The 23,165-nt window shown below is 39.9% G+C and carries 18 protein-coding genes; 9 read left to right on the top strand and 9 right to left on the bottom strand.

From position 1 onward, the window contains the following. Positions 1-125: 125 nt before the first annotated feature. Positions 126-2,618, top strand: a complete 2,493-nt coding sequence (locus JG479_RS01775) for a penicillin-binding protein 1A (RefSeq protein WP_200219797.1) — start codon at positions 126-128, stop codon at positions 2,616-2,618. Positions 2,619-2,682: 64 nt separating this feature from the next. Here the strand turns inward: JG479_RS01775 and metL are convergent, their stop codons facing one another. Together metL and metB are read right to left on the bottom strand one after the other, a co-directional pair. Continuing rightward, a complete protein-coding gene (metL, locus tag JG479_RS01770; protein ID WP_200219796.1) occupies positions 2,683-5,028 on the bottom strand; it encodes a bifunctional aspartate kinase/homoserine dehydrogenase II in 2,346 nt (781 codons plus the stop codon). Between the two features lie 482 nt (positions 5,029-5,510). Continuing rightward, positions 5,511-6,758, bottom strand: a complete 1,248-nt coding sequence (gene metB, locus JG479_RS01765) for a cystathionine gamma-synthase (protein ID WP_200219795.1) — start codon at positions 6,756-6,758, stop codon at positions 5,511-5,513. Between the two features lie 289 nt (positions 6,759-7,047). Here metB and metJ point away from each other — a divergent pair, with 289 nt between their 5' ends. Next, complete coding sequence (gene metJ, locus JG479_RS01760) at positions 7,048-7,368, top strand: met regulon transcriptional regulator MetJ (RefSeq protein ID WP_002958371.1); 321 nt, start codon at positions 7,048-7,050, stop codon at positions 7,366-7,368. Between the two features lie 64 nt (positions 7,369-7,432). On the opposite strand, the gene JG479_RS01755 is transcribed toward metJ, so the two are convergent. Both JG479_RS01755 and rpmE read right to left on the bottom strand, forming a co-directional pair. After that, positions 7,433-8,674 carry a malic enzyme-like NAD(P)-binding protein gene (locus tag JG479_RS01755; protein ID WP_002958370.1) on the bottom strand — a complete coding sequence of 414 codons (1,242 nt, stop codon included), beginning with the start codon at positions 8,672-8,674 and terminating at the stop codon, positions 7,433-7,435. Positions 8,675-9,200: 526 nt separating this feature from the next. Beyond that, complete coding sequence (gene rpmE / locus JG479_RS01750) at positions 9,201-9,416, bottom strand: 50S ribosomal protein L31 (RefSeq protein WP_002958369.1); 216 nt, start codon at positions 9,414-9,416, stop codon at positions 9,201-9,203. Positions 9,417-9,646: 230 nt separating this feature from the next. Between rpmE and priA the strand changes: the two genes are divergently transcribed. The 5 genes from priA to JG479_RS01725 all read left to right on the top strand — a co-directional run bounded on the left by priA (position 9,647) and on the right by JG479_RS01725 (position 14,756). Beyond that, the gene (gene priA / locus JG479_RS01745) at positions 9,647-11,833 is read left to right on the top strand and encodes a primosomal protein N' (protein WP_039485864.1); all 2,187 of its coding nucleotides are present in this window, start codon (positions 9,647-9,649) and stop codon (positions 11,831-11,833) included. Positions 11,834-11,853: 20 nt separating this feature from the next. Next, positions 11,854-12,381 (top strand): SPOR domain-containing protein, encoded by a 528-nt coding sequence (locus JG479_RS01740; protein WP_024596311.1) that lies wholly within the window; start codon positions 11,854-11,856, stop codon positions 12,379-12,381. A 79-nt stretch (positions 12,382-12,460) separates the two neighbouring features. Beyond that, positions 12,461-12,979 carry an ATP-dependent protease subunit HslV gene (gene hslV, locus JG479_RS01735; RefSeq protein WP_002958366.1) on the top strand — a complete coding sequence of 173 codons (519 nt, stop codon included), beginning with the start codon at positions 12,461-12,463 and terminating at the stop codon, positions 12,977-12,979. Between the two features lie 11 nt (positions 12,980-12,990). Further along, the gene (gene hslU, locus JG479_RS01730) at positions 12,991-14,319 is read left to right on the top strand and encodes an HslU--HslV peptidase ATPase subunit (protein WP_024596310.1); all 1,329 of its coding nucleotides are present in this window, start codon (positions 12,991-12,993) and stop codon (positions 14,317-14,319) included. A 62-nt stretch (positions 14,320-14,381) separates the two neighbouring features. Continuing rightward, positions 14,382-14,756 (top strand): gamma-butyrobetaine hydroxylase-like domain-containing protein, encoded by a 375-nt coding sequence (locus JG479_RS01725; RefSeq protein WP_200219794.1) that lies wholly within the window; start codon positions 14,382-14,384, stop codon positions 14,754-14,756. Positions 14,757-14,785: 29 nt separating this feature from the next. Here the strand turns inward: JG479_RS01725 and JG479_RS01720 are convergent, their stop codons facing one another. The 3 genes from JG479_RS01720 to JG479_RS01710 form a co-directional block, all read right to left on the bottom strand. Beyond that, positions 14,786-16,666, bottom strand: a complete 1,881-nt coding sequence (locus tag JG479_RS01720; RefSeq protein ID WP_200219793.1) for a methyl-accepting chemotaxis protein — start codon at positions 16,664-16,666, stop codon at positions 14,786-14,788. A 109-nt stretch (positions 16,667-16,775) separates the two neighbouring features. Beyond that, positions 16,776-17,807 (bottom strand): MJ1255/VC2487 family glycosyltransferase, encoded by a 1,032-nt coding sequence (locus JG479_RS01715; protein WP_200219792.1) that lies wholly within the window; start codon positions 17,805-17,807, stop codon positions 16,776-16,778. Further along, entirely contained in the window at positions 17,804-18,343 is a 540-nt protein-coding gene (locus tag JG479_RS01710; protein WP_200219791.1) for a phosphatase PAP2 family protein, read from the bottom strand. Before JG479_RS01710 ends, JG479_RS01715 begins: the two co-directional genes overlap by 4 nt. A 201-nt stretch (positions 18,344-18,544) precedes the next feature. Here JG479_RS01710 and rraA point away from each other — a divergent pair, with 201 nt between their 5' ends. Both rraA and JG479_RS01700 read left to right on the top strand, forming a co-directional pair. Next, positions 18,545-19,042 (top strand): ribonuclease E activity regulator RraA, encoded by a 498-nt coding sequence (gene rraA, locus JG479_RS01705; protein ID WP_002959955.1) that lies wholly within the window; start codon positions 18,545-18,547, stop codon positions 19,040-19,042. Between the two features lies 1 nt (position 19,043). Further along, positions 19,044-20,093, top strand: coding sequence for a formimidoylglutamase (locus JG479_RS01700; protein ID WP_200219790.1), 1,050 nt, complete (start codon positions 19,044-19,046; stop codon positions 20,091-20,093). Here the strand turns inward: JG479_RS01700 and JG479_RS01695 are convergent. After that, entirely contained in the window at positions 20,090-21,754 is a 1,665-nt protein-coding gene (locus JG479_RS01695; RefSeq protein WP_200220311.1) for an EAL domain-containing protein, read from the bottom strand. The two genes, JG479_RS01700 and JG479_RS01695, sit on opposite strands and share 4 nt — an antisense overlap. Before the next feature lie 120 nt (positions 21,755-21,874). Further along, positions 21,875-23,122, bottom strand: a complete 1,248-nt coding sequence (hutI, locus tag JG479_RS01690; RefSeq protein WP_200219789.1) for an imidazolonepropionase — start codon at positions 23,120-23,122, stop codon at positions 21,875-21,877. Positions 23,123-23,165: the final 43 nt, after the last annotated feature.

Below are 23,165 nucleotides of genomic sequence, written 5' to 3'. Positions count from 1 at the left end.
AACTTGGCCTTTGTTTTAATAATAAACAAGTTATAATTTTTATCTGAAAAAATATTATTCATTTTTTAATCAATATATACTAGCAGTCAAAACTCGCAATTGGGAGTCCATTTAGGGAAATATAAGTGATTTTATTAAAACGAACTTTACAATTTTTTATCATTTGTGTATTAATTGGTCTGATCACTTTGGTCAGTCTTTATTACTACGTTAAACCTGATATCCCCAGTGTGCAAGTTTTAAAAGACGTGCAATTACAAACTCCTATGCAAGTATTCACAAAAGATGGGCTTTTAATCAATCAATTTGGTGAAAAGCGTCGTATTCCAGTGACTATTGATGAAATTCCTCAAACCCTCATTAATGCATTTTTAGCGACAGAAGATAATCGATTTTACGATCATATAGGCATAGATCCTATAGGTATTGTACGTTCGGCTATTGTTCTTATATCTACCGGCGAGAAAAAACAAGGCGCAAGTACTATTACTATGCAGCTTGCTCGTAATTTCTTTTTAACTCGCGAAAAAGCATATATTCGTAAAGTTAAAGAAATATTTATAGCGCTACATATCGAAGGTGTATTAACAAAAGACGAAATTTTAGAGCTTTACCTTAATAAAATAGAATTAGGTAATCGCGCTTTTGGTATTGGTGCTGCAGCACAAGTTTATTACGGTAAGGAGTTAAAAGATTTAACACTTGCACAAATGGCGATGATTGCAGGTTTACCGAAGGCCCCTTCAGCTTTAAACCCAATTCGTAACCCAACGCGTGCAAAAGCACGCCGAAATGTTGTATTAGGGCGTTTATTAACTGAAAATTATATTACTCAAGAAGAATATAACGAAGCAACGAGCCAACCTATCACCGCTTATTTTCATGGTGCTGAAATAAATTTATACGCCCCATATATTTCTGAAATGGTGCGCGCTGAAATGGTCTCGCGTTATGGAATAGATAAAGCTTACAACTCAGGTTTTAAAATTTTCACCTCGGTAGAGTCTAAAGTTCAAAAAGCAGCGCAAAACGCACTTGTAAACAACTTACATAATTATGATATGCGCCATGGTTTTAGAGGACCAACAGATGTTTTATGGGACCCTGAAACACAACCTGCTTTAACTGAGCAACAAATACTCAATAAATTACAAAGCGTAAATGAGTTGGGTACTTTGAAAGCAGCAGCCGTGCTTAGTGTTAATGACAAAACAGCGTCGGTATTACTTAAAAGTGGCGAGCGCACAACTCTTACTTGGGATAACTTAAAATGGGCGCGTAAATATATTACTCGTTACCGCCAAAGTTTTGCTCCAAAAGCAGCTACAGATATTTTAACGCCAGGAATGCAAATATGGGTGCGTAAAAATGAAGATGACAGCTACTTACTAAGCCAAATACCAGAAGCATCAAGTGCTATTGTGTCACTCGACCCACAAGATGGAAGAATTAAAGCTATTGTAGGTGGTTACAGCTTTGAGCAAAGTCAATATAACCGAGCGGTACAAGCAAAGCGTCAAGTAGGTTCTAATATAAAACCTTTTATATATTCAGCAGCACTTGAAAAAGGTTACACGCTTGCGTCTATATTAAACGATGCTCCTATAAACCAATGGGATAAAAGCCAAGGCGTAGCATGGCGCCCTAAAAACAGCCCTGCTATATATAATGGTCCGATAAGAATTCGCCGTGCCTTAGCACAGTCTAAAAACGTTATTTCGGTGCGCTTACTACGCGGCGTTGGATTACAACGTACTGCTGATCATTTATTAAAGTTTGGCTTTAAAGATTCAGACATTAATCGCAGTGAATCACTAGCACTGGGTAGTGCTTCCATTACTCCACTTGAACTTGCTCGTGGGATGAGTGCATTTGCCAATGGTGGCCACTTAATTGAACCTTACTTTATTTCAGAAATTCAAGATGCTTACGGTAATGTATTGTTCAAAGCAAACCCTGCCCTTGCCTGTGATGAAGAGTCTTTACCAACACATAATGAATTCTCACTTCATAATAGTAGTGCTGATGTAGAGCCAACAAAAAAATGTGCACCGAGAATTATTTCTAAGCAGAATGCATTTCTAATTGCTGATGCAATGCACAGTGGTATTTGGGGCGGCGGTAGTTGGGCCCATAAAACGGGTTGGAGTGGTACAGGTTGGCGCGCACAAGCTTTAGAACGTCGTGATCTTTCGGGTAAAACAGGCACAACAAACGATTCTGTAGACACCTGGTTTAGTGGCTTTAACAGTAAAGTAATGACTTCTGTGTGGGTGGGCTTTGATAACCCAGGTAACGCTCTTGGCCGTTCTACGTACAATAACAACTTAGATAGCAGCCAAATATCTGGTGCTGAATCGGGGGCTAAAACAGCGCAGCCTGCATGGATTGAATTTATGAAAGCCGCACTTGAGGGAACACCAGAGGCGCCAATTGAGCCACCTGAGGGGCTTGTTTCGATTCGTATTGATTTAGCCACTGGTTTGCTAAGCCACAAAAATGACTACACCAGCCGCTTTGAATACTTCGAAAAAGGCACTGCACCTACAAAGTATGTGCTATCTCAGCCAAACGATATATTTGAAGAAGACACAAAAACCGAAGAAGAGCTATTTTAATAATATCTCTGTAATACAAAAAACGGCAGCTTATTTAAGCTGCCGTTTTAATTTAAATAATGGCTTATTTTAAGTTTTGAACAAGCCAATATAAGTCAGAGTGTACACCAGCAGCGGTTACTTCTTTCCCAGCCCCAGGCCCCTGAATCACAAGCGCGTTATCACTATACCATTTGCTATTAATTACAAAAATATTATCGCCAGGTGTAAGGTTTGCTAACGCATCTCCATTGGGCACATACGTAATTCCTACTTTAGCGATAACTTCAGTTTTTGTTATATCTAATAGGCCTGTGTATCTCAGTACTGAGTTATTAGCTTTTGCTGTATCAGCATGCTCTTCAATGAACGCATCTAGCTGGGCTTTATTGTTTAGAAAGTCTTCCCAGCTTCCTAGCGCAAGCTCGCCGGGCATTAATGCCGATAAGCTAATATCACCAAGCTCAAGCTCTATACCTAACTCTCGGGCTAAAATAAGTAACTTACGCTGCATATCTCGTCCAGATAAATCCTCGCGAGGGTCAGGCTCTGTGAACCCCATTTTCTGTGCTTCTAATACCAACTCAGAAAAAGCAGTGGTACCATCATACTTACTACATAACCACGAAAGTGTACCCGAGAACACGCCTTCAATACGCGTAATTTTATCACCACTATTTTGCAAATCAGCCAAAGCAAAATTGATAGGTAAGCCTGCGCCTACACTTGTATTATATCGCCAATGTAAATTACGTTCGCCAAGGTTACTACGAAGTGCTTTATACCAAGAAGTCGGTGCTGTACCTGCATATTTGTTAGCACTAATTAAATGACAATCTCTGTCTACAAAATCTGTATATAAAAAGCTAAACTGCTCACTTGCAGTAATATCTATTAACACTTTATGTTCGTAGTCAAGCTCGCTTATCGCATTAAGTAAATCCGCAGCTTCATAGCTATTTGCCTCATGCTGCCATTGAGTTTTCCATTGCGATATATTTATGCCACTTGCATTAAATAACATATGTTTAGAGCGAACCAGCGCTACCAATTTAATACTAAAGTCGTCTGATAAACGCTCAAATTGTGCCGATAACTGCTCAATAAAAGCATCGCCTACATTGCCAAGGCCCGCAACTATAACGGCTATTTCTTGGCCTTTATTGATTAGCTTATCGTGTAAGGCGCTTTGTATATCGCTATCTATAAATTGGTCTGTTAGTAATAAAACATAACCATTATCTTGATGCACAAAACGCGGCTTTATAGTCTGTTCAGCTAATACCTCTAAAGCTTGCAGTTTCAGTACGCTAACGTCTTGCTCAGGGGCAACAATTGCACAGCCATTTAAATTTGACTCACTAATATTAGCTCTACCAGCAAAGTAATTAATAACTTGATATGTTTGTGCAGCCGGTACTACTAAATACACTTCACCATTATGGTTAAAATGATGAAGGCTATGCTGAATAAGCTGACTAACGCTTGCGACCTCACCTTCACTTAATCCTTCAACCATTAATAAATCAACATTTTGCAGCGTGGTTATAAAGCGCTTTTTCTTTGCTGAACCTTCTTTTACTATATCTGTTGGGCTTGCTTGCACATCAAAACTACTACGAACAGCTAGCTTAATATCTGTGTTTTTAAGTGGCGATAGTGTTTTTGCATGTAATACAGGGTTACCCAAACGAGCTAATAAATTAGCTTGCCCGCGACAAATTTTGCCGTACTTAATCGCTTTTTTTACCTTACGAGGATCAGTGCTAAACACTCCCTGTGTATCGGTCCAAATACATACTTGCTTAGCATTACAGTAATTTGCAAGTAGTGTTGCACTATAATCGCTACCGTTGCGTCCAAGTGTTACGGTCTCACCTTTCGTATCAGCGGCAATAAACCCAGTAACAACATTTATCTTATTAGGCAAAATTGACTGTCGACATTGCTGCGCATTTTGCGCATGCATTAATTCACCATCGTTTAAGGTAAAAAGACTACGGGCATCTTGAGCACACGCCTCAATATTTAACTGCTGTAAATAAGTAGCGAGTAAACGTGCTGACCACAGTTCCCCATGCGCAAGTAACGCAGCCTCTTTTAGCTGCTCAGCTTGAGCAAGTTCTGCAATATTACTAAGCTCGGTATTTAGTGTTTTAAGTGCGCTGCGCTTTAAATCAGCTTGTAACAACTGCTCAATTAAATCGCTTTGATGGTTATTTAACTGCAGTAAAATATCAGCGACAGCTTGCGTGTCTTGCAGCTGATAACTTTGCCACAACGACACAAGTGTATCTGTAGTCTTACCTGCAGCAGACACTACAACACAGTCGCCCGGCTGAGTATGCCCTATAATTATTTTAGCTACGCTTTGATAGCGCTCACTAGAGCTTAAGCTTGAACCACCAAATTTATGTACACAATTGACCATATTTATACCAATTCGCTTAATTAAGTTGTCTATTTTGAGGTAAGAAAACCGTATCGATAACAAGGCAAAAATTTCGTTATTTAGTTGTTCTATATTAGGAATTTTTAACGATGTTATCGTGCGGTTTAATCCCTCAAATTGATTAGGGCGTGTTGATCTTTGTGGATTGAAATTTGTTCAATCCAAGGAAGATTAAATCGCGGCGCGAGGTTTGTAACCTAGTGGGCTAAGTAAAAACCGAGCAAAGCTTCCGCGTCCTGCTCACGCCCCTTACCTACATCCATGTAGGCAACAAAGAGTTAATCGTCCCTAGAAAGAACCCAAAGGGCAGCGCATGTTTGGTATTTATGCTGCGTTATCGCCTATTCATGGGGAATAACCACACTACATAGGCTCCGCCTTGCCTAAAAACCAAACATACTGCTGCAAATTCACCCACCAAAGATCAACACGCCCTAGGTATTATTGCGGATTGGTATTACTTACCAAAGCGCTGGACGGGCTGCACTTAATTTAACGTTTTCACCAGAAGTGCCAGCACCTTTGCCTACACGGCCAACATTTTTATTTTGCCCTGGTTTTACAAGTTCAAATACTCGTTCAAAGTCAGCTATTAAATCGTGTATATCTTCAATCCCAACCGAAATACGAATAAGCGTATCGCCCACACCCGCTTCTAAACGTGCCTTTGCCTCCATGCCTGCGTGCGTCATAGTTGCGGGGTGACAAATTAAACTCTCTACGCCACCTAGTGACTCAGCTAAACTAAACGTTTTAAGACTAGTTAAAAATGCTGCAGCGTCGTTTATATCGCCTTTAATATCAAAACTAACCATGCCACCAAAGCCAAGTTGTTGTGCTTTAGCAAGCTCATGCTGAGGATGTGACTCAAGTCCTGGATAGTAAACTTGGCTTACAAAATTGGAGCTTTCAAGGTACTTAGCTATTGCTAGCGCATTTTCTTGGTGCTGCCTTAAGCGCACATTTAAAGTACGTAGACCACGAAGCGTTAAATAACTATCAAAAGGGGCGCCCGTAATACCAATATTATTTGCCCACCAAGCAAGCTCATCACCAAGCTCTTGTGTTGCAGCAATAACAGCGCCGCCCACTACATCTGAGTGCCCGTTAATGTATTTAGTAGTTGAATGCACCACAATATCTACACCAAACTTAATAGGGTTTTGTAAGGCAGGAGACAAAAACGTGTTATCTGCGGCAACCAATGCACCGCATTGCTTAGCAACATCGGTAACCGCTTTAATATCGGTTAAACGAAGTACTGGGTTACTTGGAGTCTCTATCCAAATAAGCTTAGGTTTAATTGCTAAAATTTGTTGAAGGCTTTCTTCTTTTGTTAAATCTAATACTTCAAGCTTCAATAGTCCGCGTTTTTGTAACGATGTAAATAAACGATAGCTACCACCATAACAATCATGTGGAATTACTAACGTGTCGTCACTGTTAAGTAGCTGAGTAGCTAAATGCACGGCTGCCATACCAGTGGCCGTAATTATGCCGCGAGCGCCGCCTTCAAGCTTAGCAAGCGTCTCTGCTAAAATATCACGATTAGGGTTACCACTGCGGCCATAATCATACTCACGCTTGGTATCAAAGTCGGCAAACGAATAAGTCGTTGATAAATAAATTGGCGGCACCACTGCACCATGATGTTTATCAGCATCAACGCCGTTACGTACAGCAATGGTCGCTTTGTTTTTTTCGCTCATATTCGTCACCTGATTAATTTGGATGTTTAGACGTCTAAAAGAGTAAGTTATCCATTTTAATAAGTCAAAGGATTTTAAAGCTCTAGATGGCTAAAGTTAGGAAAGGCGTTTGCTAGTATCACATTTTAACTCACAAAAGTGAGCTTATTTTTACATCCCAAATAGGCTTATTAAGATAGATCGGTATCTATTATTTGACTATCTTTTTTAAATCGATAGAATTTCACGCATATTTACACGCTTTTTATACCGTGTGAGAAATTAATAATCTGAGGCAACGATACATCTTATGGCTAAATGGAATGGTGAGTATATTCACCCATACGCAGAACACGGGAAAAAATCAGAGCAAGTTAAAAAGATCACCGTTTCGATCCCGCTAAATGTATTAAAAGTTTTAACGGATGAGCGTACGCGTCGTCAAATCAACAACCTTCGCCATGCAACAAATAGTGAATTGCTATGTGAGGCGTTTTTGCATGCATTTACTGGCCAACCTTTACCAAATGACGATGACCTACGTAAAGACAACGCAGAAAAAGTACCAGAAGAAGTTAAAAAGATAATGCAAGAAATGGGTTTAGAAGTGCCTATTTTAAACGAAGAATAAATCGTTACCTTTTTAATCAAAAAACCTCAGCATTGCTGAGGTTTTTTTGTTTAAGCGTTATATATTACGCCATATAATTTTCAGGCAAGTCAATTTGCGCAACACCCGACTCTACCGCAGCAAGTGCTACAGCTTTAGCTATACGCGGTAGTAAACGCGGATCCATTGGTTTTGGAATAATGTACTGCGCACCAAACTCTAGCTTATCTACGCCTGCGGCTTTTAAAACTTCTGCAGGTACAGGCTCTTTGGCAATACTACGAATAGCCTCAACTGCAGCAATTTTCATTTCATCGTTAATCGCGCTTGCACGTACATCAAGCGCACCACGGAAAATAAACGGGAAACATAAAACATTGTTAACCTGGTTAGGGTAATCAGAGCGCCCTGTTGCCATAATTAAATCGTTGCGTGCGCCGTGAGCAAGTGCAGGATCGATCTCTGGATCTGGGTTTGAACAGGCAAACACGACCGGTTTTTCTGCCATTAGTTTTAAATCTTCGGCAGCTAACAAGTTAGGACCCGAAACACCAACAAACACATCAGCATCTGCAATTACATCTTGCAATGTGCGTTTATCGGTATTGTTAGCAAAAAGCTGTTTATATTCATTTAAATCATCGCGACGAGTATGAATAACACCTTTGCGGTCAAGCATATAAATGTGTTCACGCAGTGCACCACACTTAATTAACAGTTCCATACACGCAACTGCAGCAGCGCCTGCACCTAAACATACAATTATTGCATCTTCAATTGATTTACCTTGTACTTCTAGCGCATTTAACATGCCGGCAGCCGTAACAATGGCGGTGCCGTGTTGGTCGTCATGAAAAACAGGAATGCTACAACGCTCTATTAATGCTTTTTCAATTTCAAAACACTCTGGTGCTTTAATATCTTCAAGGTTAATACCACCGAATGTGTCAGCAATATTGGCCACCGTGTTAATAAAGTCTTCTGTTGTTTTGTGCTTTACTTCAATATCAATAGAATCAAGCCCTGCAAAACGTTTAAACAATAACGCCTTGCCTTCCATTACGGGCTTAGACGCTAAAGGACCTAAATTACCCAAGCCCAAAATTGCAGTACCATTAGTGATAACCGCAACCATGTTACCTTTACCGGTATATTTATATGCATTTGCAGGATCTGCGGCAATTTCACGTACAGGTTCAGCGACACCTGGGCTATAAGCTAGGGCTAAGTCTTGAACTGTTTCAGCTGGTTTTGTTAGCTCAATGCTAATTTTACCAGGTACGGGATGTGAGTGATAATGTAGTGCTTGTTCACGAAAGTCAGACATAACGCGATGGTATCCTGCAATTTAAGTTAAAGTGAGAGGTGGAGTCTTGGGGTACGATACCCTTATTATTTTTAAATTCCAAGCAATATCAGGTCTATCCTGTTATATGCTATATCCTTTAATTTTAAGAGGTTTTTCAGTAACTTTGCAGGATTATATAAACATTTGATAAATAAAAATTCACCAAAAAAGTAAGTTTTGAGGTGCGTTTATGTCTATTAAAATATTAAAAAAATGTATGTTTAACGCATCATCATAAACTTAAAATAACAGCCTACTACACTACTTTAAAAACAGATAAGCCCACGTTAGCTACTTTTATCAACCTAGTTAAAATTTGTACTATTTAAAATATAGAGAATATCTATCGATTTGTCTGTAAAGGTTTATGCATACTCAGAATAAGAATAGGAAATAGTTATGCAAGGTGTGATGTAGCTCGAGCAAGCTAAATAAGATAAGAAGTGGTAAATTTTAGACACAAAAAAAGCACCCTAAGGTGCTTTTTTTAACTAAACAGCAATAATTACTTCTTGCTGCTAAGTGCACCGAAGCGCTTGTTGAAGCGATCAACACGGCCGCCAGTGTCTAAAATCTTTTGCTTACCAGTGTAAAACGGGTGACACGCAGAACATACGTCTAAGTGAATGTCTTTACAAAGAGTTGAGCTAGTTTCGAATTTGTTTCCGCATGAACATGTTGCAGAAATTACTTCGTACTTAGGGTGAATACCTTCTTTCATAGGAACCTCTAGTTAAGGCCGCATCGCTCTCCAAACCCGAAGTCTGGCACCATACGTCGTTAAAACAAATTTGTTGGTGGCGGATTTTATCCAACAACCTTCCCCTGCACAAGTATTTATTTATCTTTTCGCTAAAAAAGTGAACAATCTCTTTCTCAAGTACTATTGCTAGTAGGTTTTTAGCGGTATTTTTAGTACATTACAGCATTAATTTTACGGGTTGAGTTGTTATGAGTTTTGTTGAAGTTGCTATTAAAGTCCCGCTTCCACGCACCTTTGATTATAAAATAGAAGAGCAGCTCAGTGGCTTATCAACCCCAATACTACCGGGCATGCGGGTTTTAGTACCTTTTGGTAATCAAAAAAAAGTAGCTGTTGTTCTGGGCATTAAAAACAGTACCGACGTCCCTTTAAATAAAATTAAGAATATTATAGAGGTAATAGACGATACCCCTATTTTAAGTGCCCAACATTTAGAACTCCTTAGCTTTACTGCCCGCTATTATTGCTATCCCTTAGGCGAAACTATTCACATAGCGCTACCGAGTGCACTTCGCCAAGGTGAATCGCCAGATAAAACCAGTATTAACATGGTTGCTCTGACAGAAAAAGGCGCAAAAGTACCGTCATTAAAAGCCAAAACACAACTCAATTTATTAAAGCAGTTATCGCAATCGGGGAAATCATCGTTAACCGAATTAAAAGCTCTTGGCTTTAGCAAAAAAACAATAGATAGCCTAATAGATAAAGAACTCATTACGCAAACTATTGAACATGATAACCAATGGCAAAGCGTTGCACCAACTGTCGGAAGTAAACCTGTACTTAATAAAGAACAAGCGGTTGCTTGTACAGCAATAAATCAAAGTAGTGGATTTAGCAGCTTTTTATTAGAAGGCGTAACTGGCAGTGGTAAAACAGAAGTGTATTTACAGTGCCTAGAAGAAGTACTCAAACGTGGCGAGCAAGCATTAGTATTAGTGCCAGAAATAGGCTTAACGCCACAAACTGTAAACCGTTTTCGTCGCCGCTTTCCTGATACACCCATTATGCTTTGGCATTCAGCCCTTACCGACAACGAGCGATTACAAACATGGCGTTTTTGCGAAAAAGGCAGTTGTGCAATAGTTATAGGCACACGTTCGAGTATTTTTCTGCCATTTTTAAAACTCGGTATGATAGTTGTCGATGAAGAGCACGATTCATCATTTAAGCAACAAGATACCCTTCGTTACCATGCTCGTGATTTAGCTGCATACAGAGCTTTTCAGCATAAAATACCGCTTATATTAGGCAGTGCTACACCCGCACTTGAAACACTTCACAAAGCAATTAATAACAAATATCAGCTACTAAGTTTAACCGAGCGCGCGCAAACTGCGACAGATAACCAATTTAAGTTACTCGATATGAAAGGCCAACCCGACCAAGCAGGTATTGCACATGCAAGCCTTGCCACTATGCGCCAACACTTAAACCGCGGTAAACAGGTTATGGTGTTTTTAAATCGTCGAGGTTTCTCACCCACTCTTATTTGCCATGAATGTGGCTGGCTAAGTGAATGTAAACGCTGCAGTACCAGCGCCACATTTCATAAAGCGATTGGGCAAATGATTTGTCATCACTGTGGCGATCAATACCCTGTTCCTCACCAATGTCCTGATTGTGGAAGTACGCAAATATTTCCAAATGGCAAAGGTACAGAGCAAATTGAAGAGTTTTTATCGACCGAGTTTCCAGATACACCCGTTACTCGCATAGACCGCGATTCAACTCGCCGTAAAGGCAGCCTTGAAAAAGCACTAGATGAAATAAACCTAGGCGGTGCACGCATTTTAGTAGGCACACAAATGCTTGCCAAAGGCCATCACTTTGCAGATGTAAGCCTTGTTATAATTTTAGACGTAGATAGCGGCTTATACTCATGCGACTTTAGGGCGACAGAGCATTTAGCACAGTTAGTTACTCAGGTCGCGGGGCGAGCTGGGCGTTCAGGGGAACCTGGCCAAGTATTATTACAAACACACTTTCCAGAACACCCACTTTTACAAGACTTAGTTAATAATGGTTACCAAGACTTTGCTCGCTTTGCACTGAGTGAACGCGATGATGCAGACTTACCACCCATTACAAATATGGCTATTGTCCGTGCACAAGGACACAGCATTAAGCTAGTCGTCGATTTTTTGACGGATTTGGTTCCTGTGAATGGGGTATCTGGTATACAATTGCTCGGTCCGATCCCTGCTCCACTTGAAAAAGTCGCAGGTATGTATCGTTTTCAATTACATATTCAAGCGCAAGATCGCCGCATATTACATCAGTACCTTGCGCAAATGGTTGATTATTTAAGTTCAAGTAAACTTGCACAAAAAGTACGCTGGAGCTTAGACGTAGACCCTATAGACATGATTTAGGTTAAGGCCAAAATAACACCATGGCACAGCACGATTATATTAACAAAAAGCCTGCAGGCAGAAACAGTAAAAAAAACGCACCCGCTAAAAAACCATTTCCTATTCTTTTAGCTGTCATAGCCATCTTACTCGTCGGTGGTTTTGCTTATACATTATGGTTTATTAAAAGTAATGCAGATCCAAAACTTGTCGAAAAACAAGCAAACCCAACTGCACCCGCAAAAGTAGAAGTGGTTATTCCACGCACACCAGAGTTTATTAAGGAAATTAGAAACCACGAGATTCAAGTTGAAGTGAAAGAACTTGAGCAAAAAGGTCCTTACGTTATGCAGTGTGGTTCGTTTAAAACCCACGCACAAGCGGAATCGCTAAAAGCTAAAATAGCATTTGCAGGCCTCATTTCTGAAATAAAACAGGCTGAAGGCAGCAATGGTACTTGGTATAAAGTGCGCTTAGGCCCTTATAAAACCAAACGCCAAGCCGAAAGTGATAAAAACAAACTTAAACGTGTAAAAATAGTCGGCTGCGGAATTTGGGGCTGGACTTGAAAATAAACCATTCACCCATATAACCTCTTCATAATCGTTTTTTACGAGTTGCCTCTGCAGCTCGATGATGAGGAATAACATGACTACTATCGTAAGTGTACGCCGTGGCGACAAGGTTGTAATTGGCGGCGATGGCCAAGTGTCTCTTGGTAATACCGTAATGAAGGGCAACGCCCGTAAAGTTCGACGTCTTTATAATGGCAAAGTAATCGCTGGTTTTGCCGGCGGTACTGCTGATGCCTTCACTCTTTTCGAACGCTTTGAAAGTAAATTAGAAATGCACCAAGGAAACCTAACTAAAGCCGCAGTAGAAATGGCTAAAGATTGGCGCAGCGACCGTGCACTTCGAAAACTCGAAGCTCTGCTCGCTGTAGCAGACGAAACAGCCTCTTTAATTATTACCGGTAATGGCGATGTGGTTCAACCTGAAAACGACCTAATTGCAATTGGCAGTGGTGGTAACTTTGCACAATCAGCGGCAACCGCCCTTTTAGAAAATACAGATTTAAGCGCTCGTGAAATAGTAGAGAAAAGCTTAACTATTGCAGGCAACATCTGCGTATTTACTAATAACTTCCAAACAATCGAAGAATTATAATAGGAACTATCATGTCTGATATGACCCCAAGAGAAATTGTTCACGAGCTAGATCAGCACATTATAGGTCAGGCTAAAGCAAAAAAAGCAGTGGCTATCGCACTTCGTAACCGCTGGCGTCGCATGCAACTAAAAGAAGATTTACGCAGCGAAGTTACACCAAAAAACATTTTAATGATTGGTCCAACCGGTGTAGGTAAAACAGAAATTGCCCGCCGATTAGCAAAACTTGCTAACGCACCCTTTATTAAAGTAGAAGCGACTAAGTTCACTGAAGTTGGCTATGTTGGTAAAGAAGTTGAGACTATCATCCGCGATTTAGTCGATGTATCAATTAAAATGACTCGCGAACAGCAGACTAAGAAATTTAAACATCGCGCCGAAGAAGCAGCAGAAGAGCGCATTTTAGATGCCCTTTTACCACCAGCGAAAGATCAATACGGCGAAACGCAGCGTGATGATAACTCATCAACTCGCCAAACGTTCCGTAAAAAGCTACGTGAAGGTCAGCTAGATGATAAAGAAATTGAAATCGATTTAGCACAAGCACAACCAAACGTAGAAATTATGGCGCCTCCTGGTATGGAAGATATGACCAACCAGCTACAAAGCATGTTTCAAAACATGGGCGGCGATAAGCGCACTAAGCGTAAACTAAAAATCAAAGAAGCCTTCAAACTATTAACGGAAGAAGAAGCCGCTAAATTAGTAAATCCTGAAGAGCTAAAAGAGCAAGCTATTTTTGCAGTAGAGCAAAACGGTATTGTGTTTATTGATGAAATAGACAAAATTTGTAAGCGCGGCGATTCTTCAGGTCCAGATGTGAGCCGAGAAGGTGTTCAGCGCGACTTACTACCGCTAATTGAAGGTTCAACTGTAAACACTAAGCACGGAATGGTTAAAACTGACCATATGCTGTTTATTGCCTCTGGTGCGTTTCAGATGGCAAAGCCATCAGATATGATCCCAGAGCTACAGGGCCGCTTACCGATTCGAGTAGAACTTGAAGCACTAACTGCAGATGACTTTAAACGCATCCTTACAGAGCCTCATGCATCGCTTACCGAGCAACAACGAGAGCTGCTTAAAACTGAGCAGGTATCGATTGAGTTTAGCGACGATGCAATTGAGCGTATTGCCAAAGCAGCTTGGCAAGTTAACGAGAAAACCGAAAACATCGGTGCTCGTCGTCTACACACTGTAATGGAAAGATTGATGGAAGAAATTTCATACGATGCTTCTGAAAAAGCAGGCTCGTCATTAGTAATCGACGCCGCTTATGTTGAAAAACACTTAGGTGCACTTGTTGAAGATGAAGACTTAAGCCGCTTTATTCTATAAAACGAATATAAACGTTATACTAAAAGCCTCCAGATTGGGGGCTTTTTAATGGGATATATTAAATGAAACACGTAACAAAAGTGCATTACCACAGTGTAAGTAAAAATCTAGATGTTTACTTTGATGATGACAGTAAAGCTGTATTTAGCTGTGAGTTTTTACGTGTACACTCCCCTTCAGCTGAAGTGCAGGGCCATGGCTCTGGCCCAATGAAGCTAGTACTTAATAAGCAAGCTGTAGGAATAAAAAGTATTGTACCTGTTGGGCATTACGCACTTCGTTTAGATTTTGACGATGGCCATAACAGCGGACTATTTAGCTGGCGCTACTTTGAAAAACTACAACAGCAACAAGATACATTGTGGAGTGAATATTTAGCGCGGCTAACTGAACACGAAAAAAGTAAAGATAGCGTGCCTATAAAATTTGTTCCTTAAACTTTATAGGCCCGTTCTATTAAGCGTTATTAAACCTTAAATTTATCAATTGCAGTGAACAGAACGCGAGCCTGCTCAGAGACCTCTTCACTTGTTTGCGCATTGTTAGCGGCATGTTCAGTTGCGTCTTGTGCAATATCGCGAATTCTTACTACATTTTTATTAACCTCTGATGCCACTTGGCTTTGCTCATCAATAGCAACTGCTATTTGAGAGCTCATTTCCATTATTGTTTGTACATCCTCAGTAATTGCGCCCAATAGCTCACCTGCTTTAATTGCTTGTGAGGCACTTTCATCACCTTGAGAGCGACATTTGTGCATAATACTCACCACTTCTTGAGTACGCTGCTGTAAGGTACTTATAATACCTTCAATCTCACTTGTAGACTCTTGAGTACGCTTTGCTAATGAACGAACCTCATCTGCAACAACAGCAAAACCACGACCATACTCACCAGCACGGGCCGCTTCTATTGCCGCATTAAGTGCAAGTAAATTTGTTTGATCTGCAATCGCTCGAATTACATCAAGCACTGAACCAATTGTTTCACCATCTTTTTCAAGTTGCGACACTACATTTGATGCATTCCCCAGCGAATCAGATAGGGCCCTAATGTGCTTAACGGTAGAATCTACTTCACTACGCCCTTGTTGTGCACTTAAATTTGTTGACTCTGCTTTTTTCGCAGCCGCCTCAGTATTATGTGAAATATCCTGAATCGTCGCCTGCATTTCGGTGGCTGCAGTTGCAACCATGTCGGCTTCATGTAGTTGCTCTTGCATACCAGAGCTTGTTGCTGCGGTACTTTCTGATAAATGCTCTGTTGCTACATTAAGCGTGTTTAAAGCACCATTAACTTCGTTAATTAAGTTCTTAAAATCGCCTATTAAGCTATTAAAGTCGACCGTCATGGTGGTAATTTCGTCTTTACCAGTTTGCTCTATCATCACGCTCAAATCATTATTACGACGAATATCGTTAATAGTGTGATAAACCCGCTCAATAGGTACAATAATGGAGTGGCTTGTAAAATAAACGAGTGCTAATACAATCACACCTGCAATCACAAATACCAAAATAGCTAAAAATTGAGCCTGCTCTACACTTTGTTCTACTTGTAACTTAGTGTCTTTAACGATTTTAGAAACAATGGCGTCGCTTTTATCTACACTGTCACGCATTACTCCAAGTGCGCCTGACTCAAGATCTAGCCCTTGCTTAGTTTGCGCCTGCACAAGTGTTTGAAATTCGCTTTGGTATATATCAATCAAAGGATTAATTTGTGCTTTATAGTCGCTTGGCAGCTGTGCTGCAGCTATCTGCTGCTTAAATGTATTAATTCCCTCATTAAAACGCCCTAGGTACTTAATATCAAATCTCAGCATAAAATCTTTTTCTGAGCGTCTTAGTTGCAGCATTGACGACACCAGTTGGTAATTTTGCTGCTCTTTTAATAGTTGCTCAACTTCATGAACCGAGCTTCTAAGCTTGCCATATAACCCGTCGGTCGGGGTTAAACCAATTTCTTTTTGAAGCTTAACAACAGTATTAAAATCATTATTATAGCTATTTATTAATTGCTCAAAGCGCTGGACCTGCTCCTGTGCAATACCTTGGTTAGCCATTAACTGTTGTAACTTTTTTACTTTATCACTTAACTGCTCAAAATCCGTTTCAAATGCAGTTAACGCATCTTCTTGTTTATAAAACAAAAAGTTTTTTTCATGTTTACGCAATGCTAATGCATGTACGTTGAGCTCTTCTGCTAATTGAATAGTCTTGTTTAAGCTCAAGGTTGTACGTGATTCAAAAATAATCACGCATAAAAGGACCACCATTGCTAAACCAACAACGACTGCGTTTAATTGTAAACGTCGTTTGATTGTTAAGTTTTGTAAAAAATTCATCGCTAACGCCTTTTTTAAATATGCATTTTTATTATAGCTAATAGATCAAAAGCGACTAATTAATTTAACTTTTTATTATTGGTAATTTTAAACAGTTTAAATGTGATGGCTATAAGGCGACACTATCCCACAAACCTTTATGTAACGATTGTGTGTTATTCCATTGTTGTTTAACCAACCAATCAATTAAAGGCGCGGGGTCGCTGGGGTAATTTATTTGCTTGTTTTGCGGCGCGCTATTCCAATCATCAAGGGCTTGTGGGTTTAAATAGTTCATAACATGCGCCATGCCCATGGCAAATAAAGTTTGTGCATTTGCTGCTTGCTCAAACTGACCATCTAAAGGCTTTAATAGTAACTTTTTACCTAACTTAAGCGATTCACTGGCAAGCTCAAATCCCGCATTACAAATAACGCCACTTGTGTTTGCTAAGTCGTTTAAAAAGCCAGAACGTGAAGGGGCTCGTAAATGTATATGTCCAAAAGACTGATTGCTGGCATTTGGGTGATAGCAATAAAATTCTTTTTCGGGAAAGTCTTTTAAATAATCAACAACGCTATCTAAGTTTTCGAAAGGTAAATATACCAATACCTTGTTCATTACGGCTACAGGGTTGTCGTGATTATGATGAGCAATAAAAGGCGGTATTATATTATTTGCAAATGGTTGCCAGTGCACGCCTAAGTAGGTAGTCGCTGGTGCATAATGCTTGATAAGTGATTTTCTCAGGACGCCACGGCCAAACATAGGTACGTTATCTGACAAAAATGCTGCTTGGTGACTAATGCCAATAACGGGTATACCTGCCCGTTTTGCAGCCCATGCTGTAACAGGCTCAAAGTCGTTAAGTACAAAATCGTACTGTTTTATCTCAAGCGATTTTATATCACTCACCAACTTACAAATTCGCATGTTTTTAAGTGTTTTTAAATTTTTAACTTGCCCATTTTCAGTGCTAAACGACAAACCGCGATACGCTTTATAATCTGAGAATTCGTGCATATCAAAGTAATCTTTATTTGCGCGCCCTGAAAACACATAATCAACATCAATACCGAGCTTATTAAAGCAGCTTGCCATAACCCGAGCGCGCGTTATATGACCATTACCGGTACCTTGTACTCCATACAATATTTTCATGCAGGCACCACGAGTACTAACGCAAATAAACCACAAAAACTACCAATCGTTGCGCCTATTATAATATCAGCAGGAAAGTGCACACCCAATACCACACGAGACATAGCAACGCCGGTAGCCCAACTAAATAGTAGTAATGCATATTCGGGGAAAAAATGGCTTAATATAATTGCCACTAAAAAGGCTGCAGCACTGTGACCCGATGGTAAACTAAATTTATCGCTTGGTACTATATAGGCATTTGTTACTAAGCAGTCGCATGGACGGATCCGAGCAAATCTATTTTTAGCTAGTAGGTAAATAGGTCTTTCTATAGCAAAACCAATTAATATAGTGACAGGCAATAATTGGTGCTGTTCATTATTACTAAGCCACCACACTGCTAAGCATATTAATATATAAAGCCCACCATCACCGCTTTTAGACAAACCAAAGGCCATTGTTTTAAACCACCTCGGTGAATTGCAATTAAACAAAGTTAAAAATAATTGCTCATCTATCTGAGTTACCTTTTTAAGCATATTATTATTCATCACCATCCCTCATTGCATAACATATGAACACCGATTTAGCTTATGTGTTGTAAATAACAATTGAGTGACGCTTTTAATACACTATTATTGCGATTAATGATTTAGCGCTTGTTTTGCCTAAATTTACTGCGATTAAGTCGTTGTTATTGCTTATAAGGAGGGTATACTGAGATATAAATTAATGTACCTTTTGAGGATAAAATAATGGATTACAGCACTTCTGATTTATGCGACCACTTTGCTGACGTGGTTGACGTGCTAGAGCCTATGTTCATCAACTTTGGTGGTCGACACAGCTTTGGTGGCCGCATTAAAACGGTTAAATGTTTTGAAAATAATGAACTCATCCGCGAATTACTTTCTCAAGATGGTACAGACCTAGTACTTCTTATTGATGGTGGCGGCTCAACTCGTCGCGCACTAATCGACATTGAACTGGCTGAGCTAGCACTTGAAAACAACTGGAATGGTATTGTTGTTTACGGCGCAGTACGCCACGTTGATGAGCTTGAAGAGCTTGATTTAGGCATTCAAGCAATTGCTTCAATCCCTGTTGCAGCCGACAGCGAAGGTGCTGGTGAAGATGCTATAGGCGTTAACTTTGCTGGGGTATCATTTTTTGATGACGACTTTATTTATGCTGATAGCACAGGCATTGTTTTATCTGCAGAAGAATTAGAGTTGGAAGTTGTAGAAGTATAACGTGACCTCCCATTTAAAAGTATATGATGAAAGCGCGGTTAGAACACTTTGCTCTACCCGCGCAAATGAGAAAAAAGCATGGCAATCAATGGCCTTGCTCGACACCCAAGTAAACCTGCAACAAGCACTTGTTGACGCTGCTCAATTTGGTATCCGCTATGTACTTCTGGGTATTTGCGAAGATATCGGCCCAAAAGCAAACTTAGGAAATGGCGGTGCAAACGAAGCATGGCCGGCTTTTTTAAAACGCTTTTTAAACCAACCTCACAATCAATTTATTGCCACTCAAAAAGTGCTTTTATTGGGTGAAGTTAATACTGATGATTTAATGGCGCAAAGCAACCAGCTTAATAATCAGCAAGGCCAGCAATTAACTCAATTACGAGATTTATGCCAACAGCTTGATGAACGCGTAGAGTCGTTATTGAGCCTTATTTTTAAAGCGGGGCTTGAGCCAATCGTTATTGGCGGAGGTCATAACAATTGCTTGGGAATTATCCGTGCCCTGAGTAAGTCAAAAAATACACCTATTAATGCTATCAACTTTGACCCTCATGCCGACTTTAGAGAATGTGAAGGTCGCCATAGCGGCAATGGCTTTCGCTACGCTTATAACGAGCAACATCTAAGTAATTACCACGTTATTGGCTTACATGAGATAAAAAACAATCAAGCAATTATAGATGCAATGAGTGAAGCTAACTTTACGTTTGATAGCTATCAATCAATACAAGTTAAGCGAAAAATTACACTCACGCAGGCAATTGAAAACGCATTAAGTAATTTTAACGATTTACCACTGGGTATTGAAGTTGATTTAGATAGTATTACTTACATGCCGGTTAGTGCGTACACATGTTGCGGATTTAGTGTGAATGACACTGAGCACTTTGTGCATTTAGCAGCAAACCATCGCTACTCTAAGTACTTACATTTATGTGAAGCAGCGCCTAGCCAGCACCCTAACGGAGTTGAGGCCGGTGCTGCCCATGTAGGACAAGTGATCAGCGCACTTGTGAATAGCTACCTACAAGCCAAAGAAAACACTTAGCGCTGCTGAACTAATCGCCACTCTTTTAGCCAGCTCATTAAACCGATACTACTTAGCGGGTGACCAAAGTAATAACCTTGGGCAGCATAACCTTTTAAGCTTTTTACAAACTTAAGTTGCTCAAGTGTTTCTACCCCTTCAAAAATCACTTTTGTTTTTTGTTGGCTATGCATTTCAACCATTCCGCTAACTAAACTGCGTATATTGTTTTGATTACTAAAGTCAGCAGTAAGTGAAGGTGAAACCTTAATATACTCTACCGCTAAACTTGGTAACTTAGAAAGCAGTACCGGGTTATCACCAAGTCCATCAACACATACTTTTAAGCCTATGTTATTAAGCCTTGCGATCATGCCTCTGCCTTTATCATCTAGTCCCGCAAAAATATGCAAAGGGCATTCAACAATTAAATCGCCAGCTTCCAAGTGATGCTCACTTAAAACAACATCAACAAATTCAATAAACTCTTCGTTAAGCATTTCAGGACCAAATACGTTAATGCTAAGCGGTATAGAAATACCTTCTATTCTAAGCGCCATTGCAAGCTCAGCGGCTCTCTCTATTACAAATTTAGCGAGTGGATAACCAAGCCCTGCAATTCTTATGTCGTCGATAAATCTGTTAGCGGATAAAATTCCTTGCTTAGGGTGCTGCCAACGCAGTAGTAATTCTAAAAACTCAATTTGACCGTTTTCGTTACAAATAATAGGCTGAAAATAAAGCTCTAACTCACTCGAAAAATCAATATTTGCTAATTCTTTTAGTCGCGCTTGTTGCTCTCGCAATTCAATCATCATTTGTTGATGATAAGGCACAACCTTGCGATCTGGGTGGCTATCGAGTGCTAGGTATGCGTACGATATTAAATTATCAAAGTTGTTATCTTGCTCATTACAATCAACATAACTCGCTCTCGCTTTTACTTCTACAGTGCAGTTAGCAACATTAAATGGCTTAAGCGTTGCACCCAGTATTTGGTCAATAACTAATTCATGTAAGTGTTTTTGATTCGCGAAACTACAAATAAATGCAAAGTTAAGACCCCCTAAGTGGGCTAGCTTTTCTTGCCCAGTTAAAGTCACTATTTCGTCACTTGAAAGTAGCTCTTTTATTCGATTAGCCGATTGCGCTAACAGTATATCGCCAAAGTCGCGTCCAATATGCTGGTTAACTTGCTCAAAGCCTTCAAGGCGAATAACGATTAACGCTGCGCTTATTTGTTTGTTGTCGCACCATGTATAGTAACCTTGGCGTAATTGTTTTCTATCTGCAAAAGCTGAAAGCGGAGACTCTTCAACAAATGCATCACCTTCAGGTTCTGGCTCTATAACGACTTCTATTTCAGCACTTTCATCATTTAAAAAGCCAACAATAGCTAATAATAATATTGCTAACACAACCCAAAATAGCGGAACTTCCAATAATAAATGAGCTGAAAATAGAACAACAAATAAAAGACCAGCCATTGAGCTGGTAATTATCATGCTCCAATTATTTCGCTCAAATGCTTGCCATAAGTGAAAACAAAATCCAAAGGCTAGTAAAATAGCAAGCCAAGCCGCACCGCTGCTTAAGATAGCTAAACCAACAGCAGCTGTGCATAAATAACTAAATTTAATACTGGTATTTTTAACAGCAAATAAAGTGGCGATCATCGCCATTAATAGTGCACCACTAAAAAATATTGGGAAATTACTGTCGGTTAGTATGTTCAAATTAACGGCATCCGTATTCGCTAAAAAAGTTTAAACCAAGTTATATGTGAGCAAAAATAATACAAACTAATTAATTCTACCCAAAATCCATAAATTTAACAGTTTATTTACGCCAAATTGGTAACTTAATTGTGATGGATGACTTATTTGCCAATGCGCAATATCAGCTCTTGCGCCAACCTTTAAAATACCACGGTCGTCTAACCCTAGTGCTTTAGCTGCATTTCGAGTAACACCAGCTAATGCTTGCTCAGGTGTTAATCTAAACAATGTGCATGCCATGTTCATCATCAAGTGCACTGAGCACAGCGGTGAAGTACCAGGATTAAAGTCACTCGCAATAGCTATCGGTACTTTATATTGATTAAGTAATTCAATAGGTGGAAATTTAGTTTCTCTTAAAAAATAAAATGCACCTGGCAATAACACCGCTACCGTCCCAGCGTCTGCCATGGCTTTTACACCCTCTTCATCTAGATGCTCTATATGATCCGCCGAAAGGCCATTAAACTGCGCCACCAGCTGAGCCCCCTGTTGATTAGATAGCTGCTCAGCATGGCATTTTACTGGGAGGTTATGCTTTTTAGCCGCCTGGAAAACACGTTTGGTTTGCGAATAACTAAACCCTACATTTTCACAAAATACATCGACTGCATCAGCAAGATTATTAGCCACTACCTGATCAAGCATGTCAGTACACACTAAATCAATATATTCATCAGCACGGCCTTTGTATTCAGGCGGTAGAGCATGCGCCCCTAAAAAAGTAGTTTTAATATCAATAGGGTGATGTTCACCTAATAAACGAGCGACTTCTAATATTTTTATCTCGTTTTCAGTATCTAGCCCATAACCAGACTTTATTTCAACGGTGGTTACACCTTCTTTTAACAACGTATTTAAGCGATCTTTTGCATCTACAAACAATTGTTCACGGTCGGCTGCTCTTGTGGCTTTAACCGTACTTGCTATGCCACCGCCTTGTGCTGCGATTTGCTCATAACTTACACCCTGCAAGCGCTGTTCAAACTCTTGCGATCTTGAACCTGCAAATACTAAGTGCGTATGACAGTCTATTAGGCCCGGCGTTAACCATTGTCCCTTTACACTCAATGTCGGCGTTGCAAACACATCAAAACTAGGCAATGTTGATTGCTCTCCAATCCACGCAATTTTACCATTTTTAATGGCTATAGCAGCATTTTCAATTGCGCCATAAGGGGCATTTATATTGCTATCCATAGTGGCAATATTGGCATCAGTTAAAAGTAAGTCGATTTCTTCTAACTCATAATTTTGTGTTGTGCTTTGCATTTTTCAGCCCTTTTTACGCCCAGAGTGATGAAAATATAGTCTA

The sequence above is a fragment of the Pseudoalteromonas sp. LC2018020214 genome (genome assembly GCF_016598755.1).
GTDB lineage: Bacteria > Pseudomonadota > Gammaproteobacteria > Enterobacterales > Alteromonadaceae > Pseudoalteromonas > Pseudoalteromonas distincta.
The sequence above is the reverse complement of the archived record's forward strand: the minus strand, read 5'-3'. Positions and strand labels throughout refer to the sequence as shown.

Coding starts and splice junctions, on each gene's coding strand:
- rpmE (WP_002958369.1), bottom strand. CDS start 9,416: ATGAAAGAAGGTATTCACCCTAAGTACGAAGTAATTTCTGCAACATGT.
- metJ (WP_002958371.1), top strand. CDS start 7,048: ATGGCTAAATGGAATGGTGAGTATATTCACCCATACGCAGAACACGGG.
- metL (WP_200219796.1), bottom strand. CDS start 5,028: ATGGTCAATTGTGTACATAAATTTGGTGGTTCAAGCTTAAGCTCTAGT.
- JG479_RS01715 (WP_200219792.1), bottom strand. CDS start 17,807: ATGAAAATATTGTATGGAGTACAAGGTACCGGTAATGGTCATATAACG.
- hutI (WP_200219789.1), bottom strand. CDS start 23,122: ATGCAAAGCACAACACAAAATTATGAGTTAGAAGAAATCGACTTACTT.
- hslV (WP_002958366.1), top strand. CDS start 12,461: ATGACTACTATCGTAAGTGTACGCCGTGGCGACAAGGTTGTAATTGGC.
- JG479_RS01755 (WP_002958370.1), bottom strand. CDS start 8,674: ATGTCTGACTTTCGTGAACAAGCACTACATTATCACTCACATCCCGTA.
- JG479_RS01725 (WP_200219794.1), top strand. CDS start 14,382: ATGAAACACGTAACAAAAGTGCATTACCACAGTGTAAGTAAAAATCTA.
- hslU (WP_024596310.1), top strand. CDS start 12,991: ATGTCTGATATGACCCCAAGAGAAATTGTTCACGAGCTAGATCAGCAC.
- JG479_RS01695 (WP_200220311.1), bottom strand. CDS start 21,754: ATGGCGATGATCGCCACTTTATTTGCTGTTAAAAATACCAGTATTAAA.
- metB (WP_200219795.1), bottom strand. CDS start 6,758: ATGAGCGAAAAAAACAAAGCGACCATTGCTGTACGTAACGGCGTTGAT.
- priA (WP_039485864.1), top strand. CDS start 9,647: ATGAGTTTTGTTGAAGTTGCTATTAAAGTCCCGCTTCCACGCACCTTT.
- JG479_RS01720 (WP_200219793.1), bottom strand. CDS start 16,666: ATGAATTTTTTACAAAACTTAACAATCAAACGACGTTTACAATTAAAC.
- rraA (WP_002959955.1), top strand. CDS start 18,545: ATGGATTACAGCACTTCTGATTTATGCGACCACTTTGCTGACGTGGTT.
- JG479_RS01740 (WP_024596311.1), top strand. CDS start 11,854: ATGGCACAGCACGATTATATTAACAAAAAGCCTGCAGGCAGAAACAGT.